Source organism: Achromobacter sp., assembly GCF_032102605.1.
In the GTDB taxonomy this organism is placed as follows: domain Bacteria; phylum Pseudomonadota; class Gammaproteobacteria; order Burkholderiales; family Burkholderiaceae_B; genus Achromobacter.
The window spans coordinates 252,635-277,575 of sequence record NZ_DAMDGT010000006.1; the positions used below are offsets into that span (position 1 = coordinate 252,635).

Annotated in this window: 15 protein-coding genes; 2 read left to right on the plus strand and 13 right to left on the minus strand. The window is 65.3% G+C overall.

The features are described 5' to 3' along the window. Positions 1 to 12: 12 nt before the first annotated feature. A complete protein-coding gene (locus RT614_RS16150) occupies positions 13 to 1,284 on the plus strand; it encodes a CoA transferase (protein ID WP_313623130.1) in 1,272 nt (423 codons plus the stop codon). A gap of 45 nt (positions 1,285 to 1,329) precedes the next feature. Here RT614_RS16150 and RT614_RS16155 read toward each other — a convergent pair whose 3' ends face one another. From RT614_RS16155 to clpS, 13 genes are all read right to left on the minus strand, one after another. Next, positions 1,330 to 2,058 carry an ABC transporter ATP-binding protein gene (locus RT614_RS16155; protein ID WP_313623131.1) on the minus strand — a complete coding sequence of 243 codons (729 nt, stop codon included), beginning with the start codon at positions 2,056 to 2,058 and terminating at the stop codon, positions 1,330 to 1,332. After that, positions 2,055 to 2,858, minus strand: coding sequence for an ABC transporter ATP-binding protein (locus tag RT614_RS16160; RefSeq protein ID WP_313623132.1), 804 nt, complete (start codon positions 2,856 to 2,858; stop codon positions 2,055 to 2,057). The genes RT614_RS16155 and RT614_RS16160 overlap by 4 nt, the downstream gene beginning before the upstream one ends. Continuing rightward, positions 2,855 to 3,943 carry an ABC transporter permease subunit gene (locus tag RT614_RS16165; protein ID WP_313623133.1) on the minus strand — a complete coding sequence of 363 codons (1,089 nt, stop codon included), beginning with the start codon at positions 3,941 to 3,943 and terminating at the stop codon, positions 2,855 to 2,857. Before RT614_RS16165 ends, RT614_RS16160 begins: the two co-directional genes overlap by 4 nt. Further along, the gene (locus RT614_RS16170; RefSeq protein ID WP_313623134.1) at positions 3,940 to 4,869 is read right to left on the minus strand and encodes a branched-chain amino acid ABC transporter permease; all 930 of its coding nucleotides are present in this window, start codon (positions 4,867 to 4,869) and stop codon (positions 3,940 to 3,942) included. The genes RT614_RS16165 and RT614_RS16170 overlap by 4 nt, the downstream gene beginning before the upstream one ends. 155 nt (positions 4,870 to 5,024) lie before the next feature. Then, the gene (locus RT614_RS16175; RefSeq protein ID WP_313623135.1) at positions 5,025 to 6,170 is read right to left on the minus strand and encodes a branched-chain amino acid ABC transporter substrate-binding protein; all 1,146 of its coding nucleotides are present in this window, start codon (positions 6,168 to 6,170) and stop codon (positions 5,025 to 5,027) included. A 243-nt stretch (positions 6,171 to 6,413) separates the two neighbouring features. After that, a complete protein-coding gene (gene putA, locus RT614_RS16180; protein ID WP_313623136.1) occupies positions 6,414 to 10,235 on the minus strand; it encodes a trifunctional transcriptional regulator/proline dehydrogenase/L-glutamate gamma-semialdehyde dehydrogenase in 3,822 nt (1,273 codons plus the stop codon). Positions 10,236 to 10,409: 174 nt separating this feature from the next. Beyond that, positions 10,410 to 11,054 carry a PqiC family protein gene (locus RT614_RS16185; RefSeq protein ID WP_313623137.1) on the minus strand — a complete coding sequence of 215 codons (645 nt, stop codon included), beginning with the start codon at positions 11,052 to 11,054 and terminating at the stop codon, positions 10,410 to 10,412. A 57-nt stretch (positions 11,055 to 11,111) separates the two neighbouring features. Continuing rightward, the gene (locus tag RT614_RS16190; RefSeq protein WP_313623138.1) at positions 11,112 to 12,776 is read right to left on the minus strand and encodes an intermembrane transport protein PqiB; all 1,665 of its coding nucleotides are present in this window, start codon (positions 12,774 to 12,776) and stop codon (positions 11,112 to 11,114) included. Positions 12,777 to 12,820: 44 nt separating this feature from the next. Then, positions 12,821 to 14,137, minus strand: a complete 1,317-nt coding sequence (locus RT614_RS16195) for a PqiA/YebS family transporter subunit (protein ID WP_313623139.1) — start codon at positions 14,135 to 14,137, stop codon at positions 12,821 to 12,823. Beyond that, positions 14,137 to 16,467: an ATP-dependent Clp protease ATP-binding subunit ClpA gene (gene clpA, locus RT614_RS16200; RefSeq protein WP_409558481.1), complete on the minus strand. Its 2,331-nt coding sequence runs from the start codon at positions 16,465 to 16,467 to the stop codon at positions 14,137 to 14,139. Before clpA ends, RT614_RS16195 begins: the two co-directional genes overlap by 1 nt. Positions 16,468 to 16,504: 37 nt before the next feature. Then, positions 16,505 to 18,715 (minus strand): penicillin-binding protein 1C, encoded by a 2,211-nt coding sequence (gene pbpC / locus RT614_RS16205; protein ID WP_313623141.1) that lies wholly within the window; start codon positions 18,713 to 18,715, stop codon positions 16,505 to 16,507. Next, the gene (locus RT614_RS16210) at positions 18,712 to 23,934 is read right to left on the minus strand and encodes an alpha-2-macroglobulin family protein (protein WP_409558482.1); all 5,223 of its coding nucleotides are present in this window, start codon (positions 23,932 to 23,934) and stop codon (positions 18,712 to 18,714) included. Before RT614_RS16210 ends, pbpC begins: the two co-directional genes overlap by 4 nt. Positions 23,935 to 24,101: 167 nt before the next feature. Then, on the minus strand, positions 24,102 to 24,416 hold the full coding sequence (clpS, locus tag RT614_RS16215) for an ATP-dependent Clp protease adapter ClpS (protein ID WP_008168033.1): 315 nt from the start codon (positions 24,414 to 24,416) through the stop codon (positions 24,102 to 24,104). A gap of 227 nt (positions 24,417 to 24,643) precedes the next feature. On the opposite strand from clpS, the gene RT614_RS16220 reads away from it, so the two are divergent. Continuing rightward, positions 24,644 to 24,889: a cold-shock protein gene (locus tag RT614_RS16220; protein WP_006220277.1), complete on the plus strand. Its 246-nt coding sequence runs from the start codon at positions 24,644 to 24,646 to the stop codon at positions 24,887 to 24,889. Positions 24,890 to 24,941 lie beyond the last annotated feature (52 nt).

A 24,941-nucleotide genomic window follows, 5' to 3' on the forward strand; every position in this document is an offset into this window, starting at 1 on the left:
CGAGGAACTTGCATGCACAACGACAATCGCGGCTCCGGCCGCCCGCCCTTCCCTTCATCCGATGCCCCCGCCGGCGCGCTCGCCGGCATGCGAGTCATCGAGCTGTCGCAGATCATGGCCGGCCCCACCTGCGGCATGATGCTCGCCGACCTGGGCGCCGACGTGATCAAGGTCGAGAAGATCGATGGAGGCGACGATTCGCGCCAGTATCGCGATCCGCAGATCAACGGCATTTCGGCGCCGTACCTCATGCTCAACCGCAACAAGCGCGCCATCGCGCTGGACCTGAAGCATCCCGAGGGCAAGAAGGTCCTCTTGCGCATGATCCGCGACGCCGACGTGGTCACCGAAAATTTCCGCAAGGGCACGATGGAGAAGCTGGGACTGGGGTACGACACGCTGCGCGAGGTGAATCCGGGCCTGATCTATTGCGCCGTATCAGGCTACGGCACGACGGGACCCTATGCCGACAAGGGCGGTTTCGACCTGGTGGCGCAGGGGTTCTCGGGCCTGATGGCCATCACCGGCGAGCCCGGCGGGCCGCCCCTGCGCACCGGCAATTCCGTGGCCGACATCAATGCCGGCCTGCTCGCGGCGTTCGGCGTGCTGGCGGCGTACCAGCACAAGCAGCGCACCGGCGAAGGACAGATCGTCGAGACCTCGCTGCTGGAAGCCAGCCTGCAGCAGCTCTACTGGCATGCCGCCATCTATTTCGGCAGCGGCGTATCGCCCGGCCCGACGGGATCGGCGCACGTGCTGAGCGCGCCCTACCAGGCGTTTCCCACCCGCACCGACTGGATTATCATCGGCGGGGCCAACGAAAAGAATTGGCAGCGCATCGCGCAGGCGCTGGGCAGGCCGGAATGGGCCGAAGACCCACGCTTCGCGCGCAATCGCGACCGCATGCAGAACCGCGACGAATTGGTCGAGGAGATCTCCGCGATCCTGAAAACCCGCGACGCAGAGGAATGGCTGGACATCTTCGATGCCGCAGGCGTTCCGGCCGGCCCGGTGCACTCGATCGCGCAGGCGTTGTCGCACCCGCAGACGCTCGCGCGTGAGATGGTGGTGGAACAGGATCATCCCGTGGCGGGCAAGGTTCGCACCGTGGGCATGCCCGTGAAATTGTCCGCCACGCCCGCCCGCTACCATCGCGCCGCGCCGCGGCTGGGCGAGGATTCCATCGCGATCCTGGGTGAGTTCGGGTATGGGAAAGAAGAGATCGACGCCCTGATCGGCGCCGGCGTGGTCGCGGCCGTGGACCGCGAACCCGTCCAGGCTTGACGAGAGGAAGTACGCAAGGCGGGCGCCGCCTTGCGTACTGCCCGCTTACTCCACTTCGCCCAGGTACGCCGCGCGCACCTTGGGATCATGCAGCATGTCGCGCGCGGGACCGGACAAGATGATCTCGCCGGATTCCATCACGTAGCCGCGATGGCTGTTCTCCAGCGCCAGCCGCGCGTTCTGCTCGATCAGCAGGATCGTCACGCCTTCGCTGGCGATGGTGCGCACCACGTCGAACACCTTCTCCACCATCAGGGGCGCAAGGCCCATCGAGGGTTCGTCGAGCAGCAGCAGCCTGGGACGCGCGATCATGGCGCGGCCCATGGCCACCATCTGCTGTTCGCCGCCCGACAGCGTGCCGGCGGCCTGCTTGCGGCGTTCCGCCAGGCGCGGAAACAGCGTGAAGACGCGATCGGTGTCCTGCCGGATGTGCGCCGCGTCGCGGCGGATGTAGCCGCCCATCGCGAGGTTTTCCTCGATCGTGAGCTGACCGAAGATGCCGCGGCCTTCGGGCACCATGACCAGGCCCTTGCGGACCAGCTCATGCGACTTCTGGCCGCCGATCGATTGCCCCGCGTAGACGATCTCGCCGCCGGCCAGCGGCACCAGGCCGCAGATGGCGCGCAGCGTCGTGCTCTTGCCGGCGCCGTTCGCGCCGATCAGGCAGACGAGTTCACCTTCGTCCACCCGCAGGTCGGTGCCGCGCACCGCGCGGATGCCGCCATACGACACCTGTAGCCCGCGCAGTTCCAATAGGGGTTGGGATGCCGTCATGTTGCCTGACCCTCGTTGTGGATGAGCGGATCCTGGGCAGCCCCCGCCCCCAGGTACGCCTCAATGACCTTGGGATCGCGCTGCACCTGGGCGGGCTTGCCCATCGCCAGCACCTTCCCGTATTCCAGCACCAGCACGCGATCGCACAGGCCCATGACCAGCTTCATGTCATGTTCGATCAGCAGCACCGTCACGCCGTCCGCGCGGATCTTCTCGACCAACTTGCGCAGCACGACCGTTTCCGACGCGTTCATGCCGGCGGCGGGTTCGTCCAGCGCCAGCAGCTTCGGGTCCGTCGCCAGCGCGCGGGCGATTTCAAGGCGCCGCTGGTCGCCATACGGCAGCGAACGCGCGACGTCGTTGGCGCGATGGCCGATGCCCACGTAGTCCAGCAGCTCTTGCGCCCGCGCTTCGATGGCGGCCTCTTCGGCGCGGGTGGCCCGCGTGCGCAGCACGGCGCCCAGCACGCCCGCGCGGGTGCGCATGTGGCGTCCGATCATCACGTTCTCGATCGCGCTCAGGTTGGCGAAGAGCCGGATGTTCTGGAAGGTGCGCGCCAGGCCTGCGAATGCGACCTCGTGCGGCTTCTTGCCCGTCATGGATTCCCCATTGAACGTGCAGGAGCCCTCTTCCGGGATGTACAGCCCGGTCAGCACATTGAACAGCGTGGTCTTGCCGGCGCCATTGGGGCCGATCAGGCCGTAGATCTCACCCTGCTCGATGTCGAAGCTGACGCCCGACAACGCCTGCAGGCCGCCGAAGCGCTTGCCCAATCCCTGGGCTTGCAGCAGTTTGCTCATGCCGCGCCTCCCTGGGTCTTGGTTGCGAGTTCGCGCTTGCGCACCGCCGACGGCCACAGGCCGGCCGGACGGAACAGCATGACGCACACCATGGCCAGGCCGAACAGCAGCATGCGGATGCCTTCGGGATCCAGCACCACGGCGCCGAACAGCATGTGCTGCACGGGTTCGACCACTGCGCGCAGGAATTCGGGCAAGGCGGCCAGGATCAGCGCGCCCAGTATGACGCCCGGAATGTGACCCATGCCGCCCAGCACGACCATGCACAGGATCGAGATGGATTCCATCAGCGAGAAGCTCTCGGGACTGACGAATCCCTGCATGGATGCGAAGAGCGCCCCCGCCACGCCGCCGAAGGACGCGCCCATGGCGAACGCCAGCAGTTTGACGTTGCGGGTGTTGATGCCCATCGCCTTGGCGGCGATCTCGTCTTCGCGAATGGCTTCCCACGCGCGGCCGATGCGGGAATTCTGCAGGCGCACGCAGACCACGATGATGATCAGCGTCAGCGCCAGCAGCAGGTAGTAGTATTTTTCCGGCCCGGTGAAGCGGATGCCCATCAAGTTCTGGGCGCGCCCAAACGCAAACTCGCCCACCTTGAAGGTGTCGATCCGGTTGATGCCCTGCGGCCCGTTGGTGATGTTGATGGGCGCGTTCAGGTTGTTCAGGAAGATGCGGATGATCTCGCCGAACCCCAGCGTCACGATCGCCAGGTAGTCGCCCCTCAGCTTCAATGTCGGCGCGCCCAGCAGCACGCCGAAGAGGCACGCCACCCCCAGCGCGATCGGAAGGATCGCCCAGAACGGCAGGTGCAGCCCGAAGTGCGGCGACGCCAGCAGCGCCCAGGTATAGGCGCCCACGGCATAGAACGCGATGTAGCCCAGGTCCAGCAGGCCGGCGAAGCCCACCACGATGTTCAGACCTAGCGACAGCATCACGTACAGCAATGCGAAGTTCAGGATCCGGACCCAGCTCTGGCCGGCCATGCCGATCACGAAGGGCAACACCGCCAGCACCACGCCGATGAGGGCGATGCCGATCAGGTTGCGGGTGGAGAACCCGCTCTTTTTCAGTTGGGGGTTCATGCGCGGTCTCCCACGCGTTCGCCCAGCAGGCCGGACGGACGGAAGATCAGCACCAGCACCAGCACGAAGAACGCGAACACATCCTGGTAATGGCTGCCCAGGAAACCGCCCGTCAGGTCGCCGATATAGCCGGCGCCCAGGGACTCGATGATGCCGAGCAGCAGCCCGCCCGCCATCGCGCCGACCAGGTTGCCGATGCCGCCCAGCACCGCGGCCGTGAAGGCCTTGAGCCCCAACATGAAGCCCATGGTGTATTGGGACACGCCGTAATAGGTGGTGACCATCATGCCGGCCACGGCGGCCAGCGCCGACCCGATCAGGAACGCCGCGGAAATCACGGTGTTGATGTTCACGCCCATCAGGCCCGCCACCTCGCGGTTCTGCGCGGTCGCGCGCATCGCCGTGCCCAGCCGCGTCTTGTGCACCACGGCCAGCAGCCCGCCCATGATCAGCGCCGCGATCACCACGATGGCGATCTGCAGCGTGCTCATGCGCGCGCCGGCGAACTCGAACACCTGGGGCGACAGCACTTGCGGGAAGTTCAGGTAGTTGCGGCCCCAGCCCATCATCGCCACGTTCTGCAGGATGATCGACACGCCGATGGCGGTGATCAGGGCCGCCAGGCGGGGCGCGCGACGCAGCGGCCGGTAGGCCACGCGCTCGGCCGTCCAGCCCACCGCCATGCACAGCGGCACCGAGACCAGAAGGCCCACGCCAAGCACCACGAACGCCGAGACGTTGGGATCGCCGCCCACCAGCGAAATGGCCACGGTCGTCGCCGCCATTGCGCCGATCATGACGACGTCGCCATGCGCGAAGTTGATCAGCCCGATGATGCCGTACACCATGGTGTAGCCCAGGGCGACCAAGGCGTACACGCTGCCTAGCGTGACGCCGTTAATCAGTTGTTGAATGAAGATATCCATAGGGCCCGCTGCATTAAGCCTGGAAAAATCGCGTGTGACGCGGGCCAGGGCGCAAAGGCCTGGCCTGGCGTCAGCGCGCCGCGGCGCCGGACGGCGCCTGCGGACAGATCGGGCGGACCGTGGCGCTGCCAGGTTCCGCCCGCGTTCAGGACAACTTAGTTGGCCTGGCTGACCATCGTTTCAACCATCTCCCACTTGCCGTTCTTGACTTCGTAGATGGTGACGGAAATTTCCTTCAGGTCGCCCTTGTCGTCATACGAGATATGCTCGCTGGTGGCGCCCTTGCGGTTCAGCTTGGCCAGTGCCGGCAAGTACTTTTCGGGTTTAGCGGAACCGGCCTGTTCGATGGCGGTGATCATGTTCCACGCGCCGTCGTAGGCATACGGCGCGTACACGCCGGGAGCCTTCTTGAAGCGGGCCTGGTAGCGCTGCTCGAAGTCCTTGCCCGCGGCCATCTTGTCCAGCGGCACGCCGGCCAGCGAGGCATAGGTGCCGTCCGCGGCGTCGCCCGCCAGCTTGATGAAGGTGTCGCTACGCGTCATTTCGCCCGACACCAGCGGCGCCTTCAGCCCCAGCGTGGCCAGCTGGCGCTTCATCGGGCCCGATTGCGCGTCCAGGCCGCCGTAGAAAATGGCGTCGGGCGCGGAACCCTTGATGTTGGTCAGGATGGCCGTGAAGTCGTTGGCCTTGTCGGTGGTGTATTCGCGGCGCACGACCTGGCCGCCTGCGGCCTTGACGGCCTTTTCGACCTCATCGGCCAAGCCCTGGCCGTAGGCGGTGCGGTCGTCGATGATCGCGACCTTCTTGGCCTTCAGGTTTTCCACCATGAACTTGCCGACCGCGGCCCCCTGCTGGGTGTCGCTGGTCATCATGCGGAACGTGGTTTCGTAGCCTTGCTTGGTGTATTCGGGCGACGTCGCCATGGCGATCTGCGGCAGGCCGGCTTCATGGTAGACGCGCGACGCCGGAATGGTGGTGCCGGAATTGAAGTGCCCGAGGATACCCACGACGTCCTGGTCCACGAGCTGCTGGGCCACCTGCACGCCCACGCGCGGGTCGGCCTGGTCGTCGCGCGACACCAGCACGAACTTGGCCGGCTGTCCGTCGACCTTGATGCCCTTCTTGTTGGCTTCTTCCAGGGCCAGGTTCAGGCCGTTTTGCATGTCCTCGCCGTAGTGCGATTGCGGGCCCGTCAGCGGCGCGGCAAAGCCGAACTTGATGTCGGCGGCCTGAGCGGCGGCGGTCATGCCAGCGGCGGCGATGCTGGCGGCAAGAAGCTTCAAAGTGGTGCGGAACTTCATGGGGGTATCCTCCGAATGTCGGACTTAAGGCCTTGTTATACCTGAGCTTTTAGCCAGGCTTTTGCTTATTACACTACCGCGGCCCTGGTGATTGCCAGGTGCCGCGCATGCATTTTCTGCAGTAGCCTGGCAGCCGGATTGCGACTGCCAGGCCAGAGGTGCGACCGGATTTTCGTTCCAGTGCAACCTAGCCCGATATTGGAGATAACCCTTGGGTGGCCAAGGGTTACCCCTTGGTCACGCTCAACCGATGGTCATGAGGCTGGCGTTGCCGCCGGCCGCTGCCGTATTCACGCTGACGGAACGTTCGGTCAAGAGGCGTTCTGGCACATAGCTGGCGCCCGCCGCCAAGGCGTCGGAGGTCAGGCCATGAACCGCCAGGATGGCGCCCGGACGCTGGGCGATGCGCTGATTCAGCGCGCGCAGCGCGTCGCCGTCGCCTTCGAACAGCACCGCCTGGAAGTCAGCATGGTCGACTTCGGCATCCGCCAGGATGCCCGCCTGCCCCTGCTGTTCGGCGTCCAGGGTCGACAGCAGCGCCTGGGCCGCCGGCGTGTCCGCGAACCATGCGTGGTTGCCGGTCAGCTTGGCGACCGACCACTGCGCACGCGCGCCTGCGTCGGTCGCAGCGACGCAATAGACGGCGCCGCGCGGTTCGACCATGTACGTATTGGTCTCGCCGGTGGGGCCGGGCAGCGCGATGCGCTGCGGCAGCGGCGCGGCGGCATCCAGGGCCGGCGGCAGGCCCGCCGGGCGCGTGCCCAGCAGACGGTACATGTACAGCGGACCACCCGCCTTGGGACCCGTGCCGGACAGGCATTCGCCGCCGAAGGGCTGCACGCCCACCACGGCGCCGACGATGTTGCGGTTGACGTACACGTTGCCGGCATGCACCTGGCCCGTCACATGGGCGATGGTTTCATCGATTCGGGTATGGACGCCGAAGGTCAGGCCATAGCCGGTGCCGTTGATCGCCTCGAGCAGCGCGTCGAGCCCGTCGCGCTTGTAGCGCACCACGTGCAGCACCGGCCCGAAGACCTCGCGGGTGAGTTCGCTGACGTCGTCGATTTCGATGATGGTCGGCGGCACGAAGGTGCCATGGCGGCATTCCCCGTTCAGTTCGACCTGGTCCACGCGATGGCCTGCCGTGCGCATCGTTTCGATGTGACGCTGGATGCCGTTGCGGGCCTCGGTGTCGATGACGGGGCCCACGTCCACCGAGAGGCGGTCCGGGTTGCCCACGGCGAGCTCGCGCATCGCGCCGCGCAGCATCGTCAGCACGTGGTCGGCGTTGTCGTCCTGCACGCACAGGACGCGCAGCGCCGAGCAGCGCTGGCCGGCCGAATCGAAGGCCGAGCTGAGCACGTCGAACACCACTTGTTCGGACAGGGCCGACGAATCCACCACCATCGCATTCTGGCCGCCCGTTTCGGCGATCAGCGGAATGGTGTGGCCGTTGTCGTCCAGGCGGTCGGCCAGGGTGCGCGCGATGATGCGGGCCACGTCGGTGGACCCGGTGAACATCACGCCGCGCACGGCAGGGTCGGACACAAGCTGGGCGCCCACGGTTTCGCCTCGGCCCGGCAGCAGTTGAACCGCACCGGCCGGCACGCCGGCCGCGCGCAGGATGGCGACGGCCTGCGCCGCGATCAGCGGCGTCTGCTCGGCCGGCTTGGCCACGACGGTATTGCCCGCGGCCAGCGCGGCCGCGACCTGGCCGGTAAAGATGGCCAGCGGGAAGTTCCAGGGGCTGATGCACAGCACGGTGCCCAGCGGGCGATGGGTATCGTTGCTGAATTCCTGCTCGGCCTGGTCCGCGTAATAGCGCAGGAAATCCACGGCTTCGCGGACTTCGGCGATGGCATTGGGCAGCGACTTGCCGGCTTCGCGCACGATGAGGCCCAGGAGGGTCTGCATCTGCTCTTCCAGCAGCTGGGCGGCGCGGCGCAGGCACTGGGCGCGCTCGGCCACGGGGGTGGACTGCCAGATCGGCGCGGCATTGGCCGCCGAACGCAGCGCGACTTCGACGTCGCCGGATTGGGCCTCGATGACATGACCCACCACGTCACGCAGATTGGCGGGGTTGCGCACTTCGATGGCGCGCGAGGCATCCCAGGCCTCGCCGTCTTCGCCCAGCATGGGTCCGGCGCGCCACGGCGTGCCGGCGCTGGCAAGCAGCGCGGCGGACAGCGAGCCCAGTCGATGTTCGTTGCTGAGATCCAGGCCGGCCGAGTTGGCGCGGGCGCCGTCCTGCGTATTGCCATAGAGCTCGCGCGGTAGCGGAATCTTTTCGTGCGGCGCGCCCAGGGGCACGATGCGCGACGCGGCTTCCACCGGGTCGGCCACCAAGGTCTCGACCGGGATGGTCTCATCGCCGATGAGGTTCACGAACGAGGTGTTGGCGCCGTTTTCCAGCAGGCGGCGCACCAGGTAGGCCAGCAGGGTTTCATGCGTGCCGACCGGGGCGTAGATACGGCAGGGGCGGTTGAGCTTGCCCTGCGCCAGCGCGCCGACCACTTCGTCATACAGCGGTTCGCCCATGCCGTGCAGGCATTGGAATTCGTATTGGCCGGGATAGTAGTTCTGGCCGGCCAGTTGATAGACCGCGGCCAGCGTGTAGGCGTTGTGCGTGGCGAACTGCGGATATACGGCTTCCGGCGCGGCCAGCAGCTTGCGGGCGCAGGCCAGGTAGGCGACGTCCGTGTACAGCTTGCGGGTGTAGACCGGATAGCCTTCCAGCCCATCGACCTGCGCGCGCTTGATTTCGCTGTCCCAGTAGGCGCCCTTCACCAGGCGCACCATCACGCGGTGCCGGCTGCGGCGGGCCAGATCGATCACGTAGTCGATGACGAACGGCGCGCGCTTCTGATAGGCCTGGATGACAAAGCCGATGCCGCTCCAGCCTTCGAGCTCGGGCGTGAAGCAAAGCGCTTCCAGCAGATCCAGCGAGATCTCCAGGCGATCGGCCTCTTCGGCGTCGATGTTCAAGCCGATGTCATAGCTGCGCGCCAGGATGGTCAGCGCCTTCACGCGCGGCAGCAGTTCGGCCATCACGCGTTCGCGCTGGCCGCGCGAATAGCGGGGATGCAGTGCGGACAGCTTGATCGAAATGCCCGGACCTTCGTAGATGCCCCGGCCCGCGGCAGCCTTGCCGATGGCGTGGATGGCCTGTTCGTACGATGCGTAGTAGCGGTCGGCGTCCTCGGCCGTGGTGGCCGCTTCGCCCAGCATGTCGTAGGAATAGCGGAAGCCGCGAGCTTCCATCTTGCGGTTGTTGGCCAGCGCTTCGGAGATGGTCTGGCCCGACACGAACTGCTCGCCCATCATGCGCATGGCCATGTTCACGCCCTTGCGCACCAGGGGCTCGCCGCCCTTGCCGATCAGGCGCGTCAGCGCCTTGGACAGCGATTGCTCGCTGCTTACGGCCACCAGCTTGCCGGTGATCATCAGGCCCCACGTGGCGGCGTTGACGAACAGGGATTGGGAACCGCCCATGTGCGACTTCCAGTCGCCGCGGGCCACCTTGTCGCGGATCAGCGCGTCGCGCGTGGCGCGGTCAGGAATGCGCAGCAGCGCTTCGGCCAGGCACATCAGCGCCACGCCTTCCTGGCTGGACAGCGAGAATTCCTGAATCAGTCCTTCCACGCCGCCGCCGCTGCGCTTGCCGCGCAACTTCTTGACCAGGCCGGCAGCCATGGCGTGCACCTTTTCCAGGTTGGGCACGCGGGCCTGGCCCAGCAGCAACGGCACGCACTCCGGCTCGGGGCGCCGGTAGGCGGCGGTAATGGCCGCACGCAGCACCGATTGCGGTTGCACGTCCTGGCCGAATTCGTAGAACGGCGGCGTGGGCGCCGCATGGGCTTCGGCCGCATCGTCCTCGCCAGCGGTATCGGCGCCCAGATGGGACATCTCGGCGGGAAGGTGGCCGCGCTCGATCTTGTCCAGATAGGAAAGGATCGCCTGCTTGTGCAGCCAGTGCGGCGTGCAATTGAGCTTGAGAGCGGCGGCCTTCAGGCGGTCGCGGAGTGCGTCATCGACTTTGACGCCGAGAGTCGTGCTGGCCATAAGAGATTGCTTCCTGTCGCATGGCAAAGGTGTAACTGGGCTCGAACGAAACCCAGTATGGGTAGGACCGTATGCTAGACAGGTTGCAACCGCGTTTGTATTAAGGTTAACCCTAAGTCGAACCCCGGTTAACCGCTTGAGATCGTGAAGTTTTTGTCCGCCATCCCGGCCGGCTTACCCCTTCAACGCGGAACATCCCATCATCTGTACCGACGCGGATCCGGTGGGCGCCTGGCCGCGGATGGCGGACGCCATGACCCCGGCGAGGCTCACCACCGCCCGCTGCTGCGCAGCGATCAGGCTGCCAACCGCAGTGTCGGGGACAGATTCCGTGACAACACTGCGGCACAGCACGCCCGCCCCTTTTGTATTGACCGGCCGCACCCGCCACGTCGCGTCCAGCTGCCCCATGCTGCCCGAGACGAGTTCAAATCGTTGAACGTCGGTCTGCACACGCCAGACGGGCGCGTCCGGCCCCGGCTTCACGGTCTGCACATCCAGGGCGCCAAGCTCGCGCGTGAGCGCATCGGACAAGGCATTGCGCAGCTCGTCGCCCAGCGGCGAGCTCCAGCGTTCGGAATACAGCGCCGATATGCTGCCGTCGCCCGTCCGCACCATGAGCTGCGGCTGGTCGGCCTGCGTGGAAAGCGTGACGGGCTGCACTTCGATCAGGAACGAGGCGGAGGCTGGCGCCGCGCCGGGCGCCTGCAAAGGCGTGGGGATCTGCAGCGTGTAGTAGTTGACCGGCGGCGACGATCCGCAGGCCGCAAGCGCGCCGGATAGCGCCAGCACCGCCAGGGCAGCGCGTCGGCTCGGCAAGGCGCGATCCTTGCGGGACGGGGTTGCGTAGCGTGAGACTCGGCTTTTCATGAGCGTCTAGTTCCTGACTGGGCCGGCGCCCGGGATGGGGTCATCGCCTCTGCCACGCAGCAGGGCTTCGGGGTTGGATTGCAGGAAGTCGGCCAGCGCGCGCAATGAACGCGCGGCGCGGCTCAGTTCCTGCATTGCGCGTTCCGTGTTGACCGGCAGCGACGCGTCGGACGCCAGCAGCGAATTGATGTTCGCCATCGAGTCCTTGGCCTGCTTCAGCATCTTCTGCGCTTCCGGCGCCACCTGCTTGTCCAGGCGGGTCATCAGCTTGGACGTGCTGGCCAGGGTGGCTCGCAAGTCTTCGCCGATCTTGTCGAACGGGATCTTTTCGATCTTCGCAACGATATTGGTGACTTGCTGCTGCAATTGATCCAGGTTGCCCGGCACCGTTGGAATCATGGCGGGTTCGGACATCTGGAATTCAACCGGCTTGGCGTTCGGGAAATCGTCCAGCACGACGTACAACTGGCCCGTAAGCAGATTGGCCGTGCGCAGTTGCGCGCGCAGGCCATGCCTGATCATGACGCCCAGCAGCCGGCCGCCCGCGACATCGCCATCCTTCAGCGCGCGTTCGCGGACTTCTTCATATACGCGGCCCAGGCGTTCCGGATACAGCGTGGCGTCCACCAGCGAGTAAAAGCGTTTGGAAACGGGATCGAAGTCCAACGTGATCTGCGTGACGTCGCCCAGCGTGATGCCGTTGAAGTCGATCGGTGCGCCAACCGCCAGGCCACGGATCGACTGGTCAAAGCGCATGCGGATCGGGAAGGCTTCGCCATCAGGGTTCGCCTTGGCGGCGGCTTCGGTGGCGTACAGGTCGAAATTGGTGTCGGCCGCCGCGGGCGTTCCGCCGTCCCGGGCAGTCTGCACCGGTTGGAAGGCCACGCCCCCCACCGCCATGGACACGAGGGACTGGGTGCGCACTTTCAACCCGTCGGCATTGACACTGAAGTCCACGCCGCTGGCATTCCAGAAGCGCGTGCCGTTCGTGACGAACTTGTCATTCGGCGCATCCACGAATACTTCGACATTCACCGCGCTGCCGTTCTGGTCCAGCGCGTAGCCGATCACGCGGCCCACATTGATCCGGCGGAAATAGACCGGCGAGCCGATATCCAGCGAGCCCAGATCGGAGGCCTTCAGCTTGAAGCGTTTGCCGGCGCGGTCATGCGTGACGGCAGGCGGAATCTCGAGCCCCTCGAAGCTGAGCTTGGTGGCCCGGGTGCTGCCGTCTTTACTGTCGACGGCGTCCACGCCGATGTAGGCGCCCGACAGCAGCGTGCCCAGGCCCGATACACCGCTGACATCCAGTCGTGGCCGCACCACCCAGAAATTGGTGCCCTCACGCGCCAGGTCGGCGACTTCCTTGGCCAAAGCGGCCTGCACGACCACTTTGCTACGGTCCGAATTGAAGCCGATGGACTTGACCGTGCCGATGTTCACGTCCTTGTAGCGAAGCTGGGTCTTGCCGACCTCAAGCCCTTCGGCGGTGTTGAACGAGATGGATATCTCGGGACCCGCCTGCATCCAGGTGCGCACAACCAGCGACAGCCCCATCAACGCGGCCACCACCGGCACCAGCCATATCCAGGAGATCCGGCTTTTTTTCTTGCGCGAGATTGCGGGTGACGCAAACTTCTCTTCACCAGATCCGGGTGCTTGCTCGGACATCTACTCTTCCTTTTTGAGCGGAAAACAACGGCTGAAGGCCTTTCCTAGCCCACTTCCTTGCCGGCCACCGGCGCCGGCGAACGCCGTGCATGCACCGGCGCTGATTCAATTTCACTTTGCCCTTCCAGGTCCCAGCTACGGCGTAGGTCGAAGCTCATCGCCGCCAGCATGGTCAGGATGACGACGACGCCAAAGGCCGCGGCGCCCGCGCCGGCGCTGATTTCCATCAGGCCCTGAAAATCGGCCAGGGCCGCCAGCAATATAACGACAAATACATCCAGCATCGACCACTGGCCGATGAATTCCACCATCTGGTACAAGCGCGTCCGCGGACGCAAATTGGTCGTGCTGCGCCATTGCTCGGTCAGCAGCAACAGAATAAGCGCAAGCAGCTTGGTCAGCGGCACCGCGACGCTGGCGATGAACACGATCAGCGCGATGTCCCAGGATCCCATTTCCCAGAGTTCGACGACGCCGCCAAGAATGGTGTGCGCGCTGTCGCCCAGCAACGAACTGACGTTCATGACCGGCAGCACGTTGGCGGGGATGTAGAAAACCACGGCGGCGAGCAGCAGCGCCCAGGTTCGGGCCACGTGATCGGGCTTGCGGTAATGCACCTGCGCATCGCAGCGCACGCAGTGATGGTGTTCCTCGGGATCGGCGTCGCGCGGCAAGGCCTGCACCTGGCCACAGATGTGGCAACCGGTCAGCACCACGTCCGGACCACCTTCAGGCACGTGCACGGGTACCACCTTGACGCTTTCGGCGTAGCGCCACAGGACGTGCGGCGACAATCGGCCCAGGATGGTGAGAAAGATGGTCAGGATGCCAAACGCGGCCAGCCCGATACCCGGGGACACCGCCGCCATGCCCGCCAGCTTGACCACCGCCACCAGCACGCCCAACAGGAACACTGGCACCATGCACCACGGCCGCAAGCCGCCCAGAAGGCGCATCGCACCGTGAAAACCCACCGGCTCGCGACCCTGGGACAAAGGGCCAAGCACCCAGAGCAGCACGGAGAGCTGAAGAAGCGGCAGCACGAAACCGGCCAGGCCGGTCATGATGGCGACCACCCAGTGCCCCTGGCGCCAGGTGATGGAAATCGCGTCAAGCAGGGAGGCCTGCTGCACCATGCCCTGCACGGACATGGACGCAACAGGATAGGCGTTGGCCACCCCGAAGACGATCAGGGCAGTGATGGCGAGCGCCAGCCAATTGGACAAAGTAAGCCCGCTGTAGCGCCACAGTGTGGTGCCGCAGCGGGCGCAATTGGCGGTCTCTCCAGGTTCGAGCTGATGTCGGCGATAGATGCTTGCGCAGTGCTCGCACTCGATCAGCGGCTGGCGTTCCGCTGTCATCAATCGACGAGTTCGACTTCCTGCTTGTCAGGCGCGTCCGACGAAGGCGGCTTGCCGCTATCGTCAAAGTCCAGCGTAACCTTGCCCGACTCGTCCAGATCCACCGTGACCGAGCCACCGTCGACGAGCTTGCCGAACAGCAGCTCGTCGGCCAGCGCGCGCCGAATGGTGTCCTGGATAAGGCGTTGCATTGGACGCGCGCCCATGAGCGGATCGAACCCCTCCTTGGCAAGGTGTTCACGAAGGCGCGAGGTGAATACGGCTTCCACGCGACGCTCGTGCAACTGGTCTTCGAGTTGCATGAGGAACTTGTCCACCACGCGCATGATGACTTCGTGGTTCAGCGCGGCGAACGGGATGATCGCGTCCAGGCGATTGCGGAACTCGGGGGTGAACATGCGGCGGATTTCCGCCATTTCGTCGCCCACCATGCGCGAATTCGCGAAACCGATCGACGGACGGTTCAGAGTCTCGGCGCCCGCGTTGGTCGTCATGATGAGGATGACGTTGCGGAAGTCTGCCTTGCGGCCGTTATTGTCGGTCAGCGTGCCGTGGTCCATGACCTGCAGCAGGATGTTGAAGACATCCGGGTGCGCCTTTTCGATTTCATCGAGCAGCAGCACGCAGTGCGGCTGCTTGGTGATGGCTTCAGTGAGCAGGCCGCCCTGGTCGAACCCCACGTATCCCGGCGGGGCGCCGATCAGGCGCGATACCGCGTGGCGTTCCATGTATTCCGACATGTCGAAGCGCAGCAGCTCCACGCCCAGCGTGAAGGCCAGCTGACGAGCAACTTCCGTCTTGCCCACGCCGGTGGGACCCGACAGAAGGAAGGCGCCGATCGGCTTTTCCGGCTTGCCCAGGCCCGAACGCGCCATCTTGATGGCGGCGGACAGCGCATCGATGGCGCCGTCCTGGCCAAACACGACGGTTTTCAGGTCGCGGTCCAGGGTGGCGAGCTTGCTGCGGTCGTCGTTGGAGACGGACTGCGGCGGAATGCGCGCGATCTTGGAGACGATGTTTTCGATGTCGACCTTGCCGATGACCTTCTTCTGGCGGGAACGCGGCAGCAGACGCTGCGCGGCGCCAGCCTCGTCGATCACGTCGATCGCCTTGTCCGGCAGATGGCGGTCATTGATGAAGCGCGCCGACAGTTCAGCAGCGGCCGACAGCGCCGCGGCCGAATAGCGCACGCTGTGGTGCTCTTCGAAGCGGCTCTTCAGGCCGCGCAGAATTTGCACGGTCTGTTCGATGCTGGGCTCGGGCACGTCGATCTTCTGGAACCGGCGCGACAGCGCGTGGTCTTTTTCGAAGACGCCGCGGTATTCCGTATAGGTAGTGGCGCCGATGCACTTAAGCTGCCCCGACGACAGCGCCGGCTTGAGCAGGTTGGATGCGTCCAGCGTGCCGCCCGACGCCGAACCGGCGCCGATCAGCGTATGGATTTCATCGATGAACAGGATCGCGTCGGGATTCCCGCGGATCTGCTTGAGCACGCCTTTCAGGCGCTGTTCGAAGTCACCGCGGTACTTGGTGCCGGCCAGCAGCGCGCCCATGTCCAGCGAATAGACCTGGGCGGCCTGCAGGATTTCGGGAACCTCGCCGCGCGTGATGCGCCAGGCCAGGCCTTCGGCGATGGCGGTCTTGCCCACGCCGGCTTCGCCCACCAGCAGCGGGTTGTTCTTGCGGCGGCGGCACAGCACCTGAATGACGCGTTCGACTTCGTGCTCGCGACCGATCAGGGGATCGATGCGGCCCGCGAGCGCGGCGGCGTTCAGGTCGGTGGCGTATTGGTCCAGCGGCGATTGACGCGAATCGCCCTGCTCTTCACCATTGGGCTGTTGCTCTTTCTGCACGGCGGCGGACTCCACCTGCGGCTGTTTGGTAATGCCATGGGACAGGAAATTGACGACGTCCAGCCGCGTCACGCCCTGCTGCTGCAGGTAGTAAACGGCATGCGAGTCCTTTTCGCCGAAAATGGCCACCAGCACGTTTGCGCCCGTAACGGGCTTCTTGCCCGTACCGCCAGCGGAAACATGCATGATCGCGCGCTGAATGACGCGCTGGAAACCCAACGTCGGTTGCGTATCGACTTCAGCGCCGCTGGGGATTACCGGCGTGTTTTCCGATACGAACTGGCGCAGATTGCGGCGCAAGTCGTCAAGATTCGCAGCGCATGCGCGCAGGACTTCAACCGCCGAAGCGTTGTCGAGCAACGCCAAAAGCAGGTGCTCAACGGTAATAAATTCGTGCCGGGCCGAACGGGCCTCGACGAAAGCCATATGAAGGCTGACTTCAAGCTCTTGAGAAATCACGCTTCCTCCGTAACGCATCGAAGCGGGCTAATACACGATTCATATTCTATGCCGATCATGGCGTAACGCCAGCGATTTCAAAAACCACGCTGTCGTGGCGGCCATGTGTATCCATGACGGTTAGCGTATACCGGCCGTCGTGCGCCAGCACCAAATTAAACGGATGACCCGCCGCGCCATGACTTGCAACACGGCCATCGAGCATCCACCATACTTCGCCTTCGGCGCCCTGGACATCTACATCCAGCGCCACCTGGCTCATGCCCGGCACGGGCCGGAGCACCGAGCCATTCGCCACGCCGCCCAAACGCAATGGCCCTTTGGTGGCGTCGGCATAGCCCGCAAACGAAGGCGGCGCCGTGTCATTGAGCACCCAGGCCGCGCGCTGTTCGGGACATGCGCCCGAAGGGCTGCTGCCCAGCCTGTAACCCAAGGGCCAGCAAGTCACGACCGCCTGCACCGTTTCGGGCCTGACGCGGACCTGCTGGGCGCCTTCCGGCAACGCCGCCACGATGTCCTGCAGTAGCGGCGCCGCCACATTCGCCCCAAAAAAACCGGGGTTCGGCGTGCCATCGGGTCGTCCGACCCAAACGCCGAGTGTCCATCTATCGGTCACTCCGACTGCCCAGGCATCCCGGAAACCAAAGCTGGTTCCGGTTTTCCAGGCCAGTCGTCGGCCCGGACTGCCGGACTGGTAAAACGGCCGATCAGGGTGGCCGCCGCCTTCGAGGATATCCCGAACGATCCAGGCCGCGCCAGGACTCATCATACGGGACTCGACCCGGGGCTGCCGCGCTGTCAGGCGGGGCCGTCCCGACACGCCATCCCTTGCCAACGCGCGATAAGCACCGACCAGTTCTTCCAATGTGGTGCCACCCCCGCCCAAAATCAAGCTCAGATTCGGTTCCGCCCCGGCAGGCAAACGTAACTTCACGCCTCCCGCCAGCATGGCCGAGGCAAAACTGACCGGTCCGACTCGGTCCAGCAAGTCGACGGCCGGCACGTTCAACGACCGCTGCAACGCCTGCGCCACGCTGATCGGCCCGGCAAACGCGGCCTGAAAATTACCCGGCGCGTAGCCTCCGAACGACATTGGCGCGTCGATCAGCAGGCTTTCCGAATGGATCAGCCCCTCGTCCAGCGCCTGCGCGTACAGGAATGGCTTCAGGGTCGAGCCTGGCGACCGCACGCCGCGCACCATGTCGACATGCGAATAGCGGCTTACGTCGGAGAAATCCGCCGATCCCGCGTACGCCTTGACCTCGAGCGTGTCGTTGTCCATTACCAACACGGCCATGGAGACCTTGGGCGGCAGACTATCGACCCGATCCAGCAACATTTGTTCCACCGACGCCTGCATGTCCGCATCCAGCGTGGAGGTCACCAGCGGAGGCCTTCCGTCGGCGCGCCGAGCGGCGCCCACCTCCTGCAACAACCGCTGCGCGGCCAATGGCGCCAGCCAGCGAGCCCGCAGGGGCGGAGCAATCACCGTTTCGATCTTCGCGTCGGCCACCTCGGCCTCTGTCCAACGGCCCAGCTCGGCCATGCGGTCCAGTACCTTGTCGCGCGCGGCTTGCGCGGCTTGGGGATGGCGGTCGGGCCGCAGCCGCGACGGCGCTTGCGGCAACGCGGTCAGCATGGCCGCCTCGGCCGGACCCAGATCGCGCGCCGGTTTGCCCAGCCACAGGCGCGAGCCCATCTCCACGCCCTCGACGATGCCGCCCATGGGGGCATGCGTCAGGTACAGCGACAGGATTTCATCCTTGCTGTAGTGCATTTCCAGCTGCACCGCCCGCCAGGCCTGCCGCATTTTGGCGGACATCGATCGCGAGGGCTTGCCAGCAAGTTGCGGATCGATCAGCCGGGCGACCTGCATTGTCAGCGTCGACCCGCCGGACACGATGCGGCGATTGGTGGCCCATTGCCAGCCCGCGCGCACGAGCGCCACCGGGTTCACACCGGGATGCCAGTAGAACCAGCGGTCTTCGTAGGTGAGCAGCGTGTCCAGGTATCGCGTCGAAACCTGGTCCGGCGTGACCGGGTAGCGCCAGATGCCGTCGCGGCTGGGGTAATTGCGCAGCGGCGTGCCGTCAGCGGCCACCACGACCGCCGCGCCGCCCGAGTCGATGGGCGGCAGCGGATAAAGACGGTCCAGCGCGAATAACAACGCGGCCAGCGCTGACAACGCGCTGGCCGCGAAGATGCCGCGCCGCCGCCAGCGGCGGGCGCGCAAGGCGCCCGCCTCCGGGGTGGCTGCGGCGCTCAAGGACGCTTGGCGCCGCGATCGCGGATTTCGACCGTGCTCCATTGCTCACCCACGCCGCGGATTTCGGGCCGATACATGTCCTCGGCCACTGTCGACGGCACCGCGTAGCGGCCCGGCGTCACGACGCGCACCAGATAGAACACGTCGACCTTGCCGCGGCCCAGCGACACCGCAGCCACATAGCGATCGTCGCGGAACTCGCGGTGCTTGATGTTGGAATCCGCCATGGCGTCGGCCACGCGGCGTCCGCCAATCGTCCAATCCTGCATTTCCGGACTTTGCGAGAGGTTCAGGTTCTCCACTTCGAAGCCGGCCGGCACCCGATCCACCAACAGTCCGTCGGGGATATTCTGATTGGCGCTGGCCTGCACCCAGACCACCAGCATGTCGCCCGTCTGCAGCGTGCCGCCGTCCCACGGACGGCCGTCCGGGCGGTACCAGCCGCGCTTGAGCTGGATGATGTCGTTGCGCGGCGCGGGAGTCGCGGTCGGGCTGCCCTGGATGTCGTACTCGACGAACAGCGACTGGCTTCCCGTGTTCTGGATCTGCGTGCCCGCAAGATCCGCCGCGGTCAGCGAGACGGTCTGGTCGTTCTTGCCGCCTTCCAGGGGCTTGCGCACGCCATTGACCGTCAATGCCGCTTCCCAAGGCGTGCTCTTGTTGCCGCCGGCCGCGCGGGCGGCGAGCAGCAAGGACATCTGTTCCTGGGTGGACAGGTAGGAACGGTTGCCCAGTCGGCCCGCAAGCTGCGTCAGCAGATTCTCGCTGCGGTCGTGGCGCAGTTCGTATTGATTGACCAGCGCGTACGACAGGGCGTAATCGCGCACGCTGCTGCCGTAGTCGCCCATCCACTCGTCGTAGTAGGCGCTGCTGCGATTGCCGACGGTGATGCCGTAGGTGCGCGCCATGGCCAGGTCAAGCGCCTGTTTCATGCGCCCTTCGTCCCCCATCAGCTTGAAGGCCGCGGCCAGCTGCACCAGGGGCAACGGCGAACGCGCGCGTTCCTGGTAGTTGTCGAAAAGCTGGCGCACCGTCGACAGCGGCGCCTTCTTGTCGCGCGCCAGCACCAGCGCGGCGGTGGCCAGGCCGGCGAAACGGCGGTGGTCTTCGCGCAGCACGTTGGCGTCGCTGCTGTCGATTCGGCCGGCCTCGACGTTGCGGCGCAGGTTGGCCGACCACGTGCCAAACGCGCCCGTGCTCTGCTGCACCTGCTCAAGCAGCCAGGTCCGGGAGCGGTCAAGCGATGCCTCCGGCACCTCGAAGCCCTTGTCGCGAGCATCCTGCATGAAGCCGACGGCATAGGCCGTCAACCACACGTCGCGCGAGGACGAGCTGCTCCACAGGTTGTACGAGCCCACCGAATTGCGCATGCCGGCCAGGCGGCCGATGGCGCCCGAGACCTTGGCGGCGCGTTCGGCCTGGCTGCGCGGCTTCAGGCCGAACTGCTTGGCGCCCTCTTCGTCCAGCATCACCCACGGCATGGTGGCGCTGATGGTCTGCTCGGTGCATCCGTACGGATAATTGAGCAGCCCCTCGACCAGACGATTGACGTTGAACGGAGGACGGTTGGACAGCGTCAGGCTGACGGTGGTGGAGTCCGGATAGTAGGACGCCACCCACGAGGCCTGCGGCGCCTGGGTTTCGCCGGGGTTCAGGCGCAAACGGCGCACCTGGCGTTCGGCAGCATAAGCCGGCTGCACCTGAAGCACCGATTCGCGCACGATGTGCACCGGCTTGCCGGCGCCCTGCCCGTTCACGGTCAGGCGCATCAGACCCAGCCCGTACGAGCCCGTGGTCGTCGCGTTGAAGCGCAGCGTGGTGCGTTGCTTGTCCTTGAGCGTGACGGTGCGCACGCCATCGATGATGGCCAGCGGATCCAGCGCTTCCAGCTTGACGGACACCTTCTGCTCGACGCCGCTCAGGTTGGTTACGTCCAGCGCAATGGCCGCCTGGTCGCCGGGCGTGATGAACCGCGGCGTGTTCAGTTCCGCCACGATCGGGGCCGCCACCACCATTTCGGTGTCGGTGCTGCCGTAGTTGTCCGGCGTGAAGGCGACGGCCATCAGGCGCAGCGTGCCGTTGAAGTCGGGCAGGTCCAGCGGAATGTCCGCCTCGTCCTGCGCATTCAGCGTCACCGGGCCGGAGAACAGGTCCACCAGCTTGACCTTCTTGGGCAGGCTCTTGCTGTCGCCGCGCATGGCGGCGTCGCCGCCCCACTTCAGCTTGCCCTTGGTGCCGTCCATCTTCTCGATCAGCTTGCCGTACATGTCCAGCAATTCGGGCGCGTAACGGTGCTTGCCGAAGAAGTAGTCCAGCGGATCGGGCGTGGCGTACTGGTTGATGTTCAGGATGCCCACGTCCACCGCGGACAGCGTCACCGTGGCCTGCTTGCCCTGCGCGCCGTCCACCTTGACGCGCACGGTGGTCTTCGTTTCGGGCTCGACCTTGGGCGATGCCGTGAGCTTGACGCCCAGCTTGCGGTCTGCGCTGGCGATGGGCAGGAAGGCCAGGCCCAATGCGCGGGCCGGCGTCACGCGATCGCCTTCGCTGCCGGGGCGGAACACCGCGGCGGCGACGTACAGATCGTGGCGCTTCCATTCCTTGTCGACAGGAATCTCGACCTCGGTGCCCGTCGCCTTCACGGCGACCCACTTGGACCACAGCATGCGGTCGCCTTCGACGGTGATGAGCGCCTGGCCGTCGTGCGGCGGCGTGAGAGTCAGCTTGACGGTGTCGCCCGGCTTGGCCGGCACACCCTCGAGCTTCATCTGCACGCGGTCGGGACGGTTGCCCATGGCGTCGGCGTCCTGCGCGTTCCAGCCCGCATAGAAGCGATAACGCAGGGTTTCACCGGTTTCGGGATCCGCGATTTCCAGGCGGTAGCGCCCCCATTTGACCGGTACGGTCAGCTGGGTGCGGTCCTTGAGCGCGATCTCGCGCGAGTCGACCAGTTCCTCGGTTTCGGTATAGCCGCTGTTCCAGCCGCGCTGGTCATCGAACCGCCAGTAGTACTGGCGGTCTTCGCGGAACAGGCGCATTTGAGCCTGGGCCAGCGGTTCGATCTTGCCCTGCGCGTTGGCGCGGATCACCTCGAACGCCGCGGGCGCGTTTTCGCGCGCCACGTCGCTGTCGAATTGCGGACGGACCGCGATCAGCTTGTCGGCGGGCCAGACGCTGCGCTCGATGGAGCGCACGACCGGACGGCCGCCCGATTCCAGCAGGCTGGCCGACACCCGCACCTTCATGGGCGAATGCGTGCCCGTCGCGTTCGGGTTGACTTCAAGCTGCGCGTAGCCCTTTTCATCCAATGCGGATTCGGGCAATTCACCGAAGCTGCGGCGTGTGTCGTCGGCCACGTCGCCGAAGATGAAGCCCGGCCACTGCTGGCCCAGCGCGTAGCGGTCGCGCTTGACCTGGAACGTCGCCAGCAGGCGGTTTCCGGCCGCGGGCGCGCCGTACAGGTAGTCGCCCTGCACATCGACGGTCAGTTCCTCGTCCGGCGAAAGCACCTCTTGGCCGGACGTCAAAGCCATCTTCATGCGTTCGGGCAGGAATTCCTCGACCTGGAATTTCCAGGACGCGTCCGGCGCGCGCGACGCGGGATCGACCCGCAGCTCCAGCAGCCACGTGCCGGTCTGGGCATCCAGCGGCAGGCCGATCTCGCGCTCGACATAACCCGGCAGATCCTTCTTCGGCTGCCAGAGCGTGGTCTGCACGGTGCGACCATCGGGACGCTTCAGGGTCGCGGTCAGGGGCGACGGCGTCAGCACGCGGCCGTCCAGGTCGCGCGGCAGCACCGACACGGTGAAGGTTTCGCCGGGGCGATACAGATTGCGGCCGGCATAGACAAAGAGATTATTGGCGCGCGACGCATGGCCGCCCGTATCGAATTCGGAAAGGTCCAGCGCGGGTTCGCCCAGCGCCAGCACGGTCATTTCCTTGTCGCGCGCGGCGCGGATGACGCGCGCGTTCGCAAAGCTGCCGTCAAAGCGCACGTGGCCCTGCGCATCCGCGGCCGCCTTGGCCAACGGTTTGCCAGCGCCGTCCACCAGCTCGAATACCGCGCCCGAAATGGCTTGACCGGACTTCAGCGACACCGAATAGGCTTCGATGCGATCGCTGTAGCGGCGCGCGTGCAGCCCGATGTCGCTGACATAGAAATACGTGACCTGGTATTCATAGCGGAAACGGCCGGGCTGGCTCATGACCGCGATGTAGATGCCCGGCTCTTGCAGTTCCTTGATGCCCTCGACCGGCAGGAACGTGACGTGGCGGCGGTTCGGCTTGTCGTCCGTGACGAAACGGCCCTGGTAGACGCTGGTGGTCAATGCATTGAGCCGGTCCAGGTCCCAATTGCTGACCGAACCCTTCAGGCTGCGATTGCCGGCATAGCGCCAATCGTTCTCGTCATAATTGCCGTCGTCCTCTTCTTCGGAGGCGGCGGCAGTGCGGCCCACTCCGAGCACGGTTTCGAACAGCTCGGGCACACGCTCGGGCGCCACGCGCAGGAACTGCACGTCGACCTCGGGCGTATTCACCGTGGCCACCGGCAGGCCGCCGTTCTGGCCGGCCGGCAGCACTACGCCACGGCTGGCGAAATAGAAAGACGGCGGCATGGCCTGCGTGCTGACTGCGCAGTGCGAAGCTTCGGCAAGAGCGACCTTTTCGCCCGCACCGGGCAGCCCCGAGCGCACCGTGATCGCATACGAGCGCTGCGGCTGCACATAAGGGAAGTAAACAATGCGCGGGTTGTCGCCAACGACCCAGTTGCCCTTGACGACCTTGCCCTTGGGCGCGGAGTCGCCCGGACGGACCGACGCCGGCTGCTGGCCGGCGGTGGCGGCCGATTCGCTGTCCTCGTCGGATTTGCCGGCCGTGGAACCCGTGTCGGTCACCTGGAGGAACGAGTCCAGATTGGCCTTGGCGTCCACCGGCTGCGTGAAGGTCACGGCGAGGGACAAGGCGTCGTTATATTGGCGAGGCTGGCAATTCAGCGCCGCGAAGGGATCGGCGGCGCCGACCAGGGCGCTGGCGGGCAGCGCCGGCGTGGCGCTGCTGGCCGCCTGGGTTACGGCGTTGGCCGCCGTCTGCGCGGCAGGAGCTGGCGATGGATTCGCCGGCTGCTGCCCCTTGCCCATCCACCAACCCACGCCGATGGCGCCCGCCAATACAGCGACCCCGGCAACCGCCAGCCAGGTCTTGTTGATCTTTCCACTCACGGCCAACCTCCCCGCCTACTAAATGCAACGCTCCTTAGCGGCGGAGCTGCCGACCCGACGTGCGCCGCGCGCTTCCCGGTACGCGGCGGAAACTATTCGCGCCGGCAGCCCGAAAGCAGTCGGCAGCACAACGCCGCCATTGCTGGCGGCGTTGTCTACTGTTGATGTCAAACCGGTTCCATTACGCATTGCAGCGGGTGCTGGCGCGCCCGCGCATATTGGCCAACCTGGGCAATACGCGTCGCGGCGAGGTCGCGCGGGTAAACCCCGCACACTCCCCGGCCTTCGTGATGCACCTGCAGCATGATTCGCGTCGCCTCTTCCTGATTCTTATTGAAGAATTTCTGCAGCACTTTCACGACGAACTCCATCGGGGTGTAGTCGTCGTTGAGCAACAGCACCTGGTACATCGGTGGCGGCGCAGCGCGAGCCGGCGCCTTCTCGACGACCAAGTCATGCTGGGTATCCAAGGTAGAACTCATAGGGCGGGTATTCTATTTAAACTGGGGACGGCAACCACTCAACTTACTGAAAATTACACGCGGAAATACGTAGTATCCATACTTGACTGAAGGAAGAAAAGCGGCGCATTATCCACGCATTCTGGGGTTTTCAATTCATCGAAAATCTGCCAGGAAGCCGGAGGGGGGGACAAGGGTCTCGGCCGCATTGCCCTTCTGTCAACATACGATTCAATGAGGCAGGCCGCATGTCTGATACGACCGCAACCGCCGTCCAAGGGGACAATCCCAAATCGACGGGCACCGTCAAATGGTTCAACGATGCAAAGGGGTTTGGCTTCATTACGCCCGACGACGGCGGTGAAGATCTCTTCGCCCATTTCTCGTCCATCCAGATGAATGGTTTTAAAACCCTGAAAGAAGGCCAGAAAGTGGCCTTCGAGATTATTCAGGGGCCTAAAGGGAAACAGGCGCTCAATATTACGGCAGCCTGAGTTACCCTTTACAGCGCAACGGTAAGGTTGCGCCATTATCCAGGCGGGGCTT